The 3,225-nt window shown below is 68.1% G+C and carries 2 protein-coding genes; both read right to left on the bottom strand.

The features are described from left to right. Nucleotides 1-1,790, bottom strand: a 1,790-nt coding sequence (gene nirB, locus WAN71_RS24040) for a nitrite reductase large subunit NirB (RefSeq protein ID WP_422227733.1), incomplete at its 3' end; no start/stop codon positions are given. 49 nt (nt 1,791-1,839) lie between these two features. Then, nucleotides 1,840-3,225: diflavin oxidoreductase (locus tag WAN71_RS24035; RefSeq protein WP_422227732.1), on the bottom strand; the 1,386-nt coding region annotated here is incomplete at its 5' end.

Raw genomic sequence — 3,225 nt, 5'->3', positions numbered from 1 at the left:
CCGAACATGTCGATGCGCTGTCCGCCGGTGATCTTGGTGTACAAGCCGAAGTCGCGGGCGATCTCGCCGATCAGGATCAGCTGCTCGGGGGTGATGTCCCCGCCGGGCACCCGCGGCACCACCGAGTAGGTGCCGTTGCGTTGCAGATTGGCCAGGAAGTGGTCGTTGGTGTCCTGCAGCGATGCCTGCTCGCCGTCGAGGATGTGATCGGAGCTGGTCGACGCGAGGATCGAGGCGACCACCGGCTTGCAGATATCGCAGCCGGTGCCGGTGCCGTACCGCTCGATCAGGCCGGAGAACGTCCGGACGGAACTTGCCTGGACGATTTCGAACAGCTCGGCCCGCGATTGAGAGAAGTGCTCGCACAACGCTTTTGAGAGCTCGACGCCCTCGGCGGCCAGCAGCTGGGATAGCAGCGGCACGCAAGAGCCGCACGAGGTGCCGGCTTTGGTGCAGCCTTTGAGGTCGGCGACGGTACACGCACCGCCGGTGATCGCTTCACCCAGCGCGCCCTTGGTGACGTCGTTGCAGGAGCAGATCTGCGCGTCTGCCGGCAGCGCGCCCACACCGATCGCCGGCCCGCCGCCGGAGCCGGCGGGCGCGATCAGGGTGACGGGGTCGCCGGGCAGCTTCGAGCCGACCAGCGGCCGCAGCACGCCGTAGCTGGACGCGTCGCCGATTAGGATGCCGCCGAGCAGGGTTTGGACGTCGTCGGAGAGCACCAGCTTGGCGTAGGTGCCCCCGATCGGATCGGAGACCACGACCTCCAGCGCGCCCGGCGTGGTGGCCAGCGCGTCGCCGAAGCTGGCGACGTCGACGCCCAGCAGCTTGAGTTTGGTGGACAGGTCGGCGCCCGGGAAATCGGCGTCGCCGCCGAGCAACCGGTCGGCCACCACTTCGGCGGTTGTGTAGCCGGGTGCGACCAAGCCGTAGCAGCGGCCCTCGATCGCGGCGACCTCGCCGATGGCGTAGACGCCGGGATCGCTGGTGGCGCAGGATAAGTCGCAGACCACGCCGCCGCGCTCGCCGATGTCGAGGCCGGCCGCCCGGGCCAGCTCGTCGCGGGGGCGGACGCCGGCCGAGAACACCAGCAGCGCCGCGTCGATCACTTCGTCGTTGCTGAGGGTGACACGAAGTCGGCCGATCCCATCAGCGCCGTCGACCCGCTCGATAGCGGACGTTCCGGCGCCTACGGTGACGTCGATGTCCAGCGCGCACACCAACCGCATCAGGTGCTCGCCGCCGGCCTCGTCGACCTGAAGCGGCATCAGCCGCGGCGCGAACTCGACGACATGCGGCCGAATCCCCATCAGCCGCAGTGCGTTAGCGGCTTCCAGGCCGAGCAATCCGCCGCCGACCACGATGCCGACAGCCTTGGGGTCACGAGCCAGCGCGGCCTCCGCGTCGACGCGGATCGCATCTAAGTCGTCGAGCGTGCGATACACGTGACAGCCGTCGCAGTCCTTGCCCGGCACCGGCGGGACGAACGGGTACGAACCGGTGGCCAGCACCAGGGCGTCGTAGGCATGCGTCGACCCGTCGGCGACGCTGACCCGCTTGGCGTTTCGGTCGATGCCGGTGACCGGGTGGCCGAGGCGCAGGTCGACGAGATCGTCGCCGGCGTAATCGTTACCGGTGAGCGCGAGCAGTGAGCGGTCCCAGGCACCCACGTACGACGACAGGCCGACCCGGTCGTAGGCGGCGTCGGCCTCATCGCCCAATACGACAATCCGCCAGGCACCGTCGGTGTCCCGCGCCCGCAGCGCCTCGACGAATCGGTGTCCCACCATGCCGTGACCGATGACCACTACCGTGCGTGTCCGCACCCGTTCGCTCCTCTCAGTAGACGTCACGTAAGTACCGCCCTTCGGCCGACATCGCATGCAGATACGTCACCGCGCTCTTCGGACTTCGTCCGCCGTGCTCGGCGACGATGCCGCGCAGCGCCTCGTCGACGTCCCGCGCCATTCGGGAAGCATCGCCACAGACATACAGATGTGCGCCGTCGGCGATCCACTTCCACAGTTCAGCGGCGCTTTCCCGCATCCGGTCCTGGACATACAGCTTGTTTGCCCCGTCGCGCGAGAACGCGGTGTCCAGGCGGGTGAGCACCCCCGAACGCCGGAAGGCGTCCAGCTCGTCGCGGTAGTAGAACTCGAAGGCCTCGTGCCGCTCACCGAAAAACAGCCAGTTGGCGCCGGCATGCCCGCGTGCGGCACGATCGTGGAGGAATCCGCGGAACGGTGCGATACCGGTCCCCGGTCCCACCATGATCACCGGCGTATCCGGATCCTGCGGCGGCCGAAAGTGCTTGGTGCGCTGGATGAATACATCCACCTCGGCGCCGGCTGCCAGGTCCGCCAGATATCCCGAGCAGACGCCGTGCCGCACCGCGCCGTCGGTGGCGGCGGCCGTCGACTCGAAACGGACGACCGCGGTCGTGACATGCACCCGGGTCGGGTCCTCGAGCGGACTCGACGAGATCGAGTACAGCCGCGGCGCCAACGGTCGCAGCACGTCCAGCCACTCGTCGAGTTCGGCTTTGACCGGGTGACTGCTCAACAGGTCGAGAGTCTGTCGCCCCCAAACCCTTTCGGCGAAGTGGGGGGAGTCGTCGATCGCGGCCTGCAAGTCGTCGGCCGGATACCGTTCGTGCACGAACCGCAGCAGGTCCGGCGTGATGCGGGTGATGTCCAGTCGGCGGTGAAGAGCATCGGCAAGGGGCATCGTCTGCTCGCCGACAGCGATCTCGACGGCGCCGTCCAGGGCGGCCAGCTCGAGGAACTCGGCGACGGATTCGGGCGCGTTGTAGGGCCACACGCCGAGCGCGTCGCCGGCGTCGTACTCCAGCGTCCCCGGTGGCAGCTGGAATCCGATGCTGCGGACGTCCTTATCGGACCCCGCACCGCAAAGTGCGACGTTGCTGATGATTGTGGTCCGAAGCGGGCTAGCTCGCGAGTATGACCGTTGTGCAGATGGTTTCGATGCAACCGGCTCAGGATCACGGTCGCTCAGCGCTGCGGTGACCCGACCGGTCCAGGCTTGTGCGGTCGCTTCGAAGTCCGGTTCGCACAAGGCGCGGTCCACGATGCGCTGCGCGCCGAGGTACTCGAGCCGGGCATCGAGCTTGCGGGCGAAGCCGCAGAACTCGGCGTACGACGAGTCGCCGAATCCGAGAACCGAGAACCTGAGGTCGTCGAGGTCGCCGGGTTCGGCGGCGGCCAA

The sequence above is a fragment of the Mycobacterium sp. genome (genome assembly GCF_049280035.1).
Classification (GTDB): Bacteria; Actinomycetota; Actinomycetes; order Mycobacteriales; family Mycobacteriaceae; genus Mycobacterium.
The sequence above is the reverse complement of the archived record's forward strand: the minus strand, read 5'-3'. Positions and strand labels throughout refer to the sequence as shown.